The following is a 617-nucleotide window of genomic DNA, read 5'->3' as shown; positions in this document are numbered from 1 at the left end:
CTGGGGTAACAAGGGCGGTGAAAGCCGCAAGGCGGCCCGCGAAAGACCAAAAGAGGAAAGCTCGATTCTCGATTTTCTTTTTTGACCGGGAGAGTGTCATGCGTGATTCAAAACAAGAAAAACAGCTCTTGCCTTTCGGCTCCAAGCCGAACCCCGATTGCCGGGACATGGTTGCCGCTTATTTGCGCGAACATGGCTTCGACGGACTGTTCTGTGATGAGTGTGGTTGCTCGCTGGACGACCTGATGCCCTGCGGGACAAACGATTGGGCGTGGGCCTGTCAGGCGGGCCACATAAAGCCGGGCTGCACGGAAGCGTGCGGTCAGGGCTGTGATTTCCATATTGTTCCTGAAAAACCCCTTGTTGAAGGTGATGAGAGATAAAAAAATGGATGGATTCAACAGCAATGAAGATGCCCCTGAGTATAACCAGCTGTCCTTTGCAAGGGGAGCTGACGCCAGGCGAAATGGCAAAGACTTGTCTGACAACCCGTTCCCTAATCACTGTTGGGTTCGTTATTACCGGAAAAGCTGGGATGCCGGTTGGTGTGACCAGGACATGGATATGGGGTGTGCTGTTGAGGCATCATTCTTGAATGACGTGCGATACATCGGTGC

General features: G+C 52.8%; 2 protein-coding genes. Both read left to right on the top strand.

The features are described 5' to 3' along the window. Positions 1-383 (top strand): hypothetical protein (locus tag ACOCD2_RS24950; protein ID WP_293650281.1); only part of this gene is annotated, 383 nt, incomplete at its 5' end. Then, positions 373-617 (top strand): hypothetical protein (locus ACOCD2_RS24945; protein ID WP_419582104.1); only part of this gene is annotated, 245 nt, incomplete at its 3' end. The genes ACOCD2_RS24950 and ACOCD2_RS24945, both read left to right, overlap by 11 nt.

Source organism: Thiolapillus sp. (assembly GCF_048562965.1).
Classification (GTDB): domain Bacteria; phylum Pseudomonadota; class Gammaproteobacteria; order Chromatiales; family Chromatiaceae; genus Thiolapillus; species Thiolapillus brandeum_A.
Note: the sequence above shows the minus strand (reverse complement) of the source record. Positions and strands in the feature narration are given on the sequence as shown.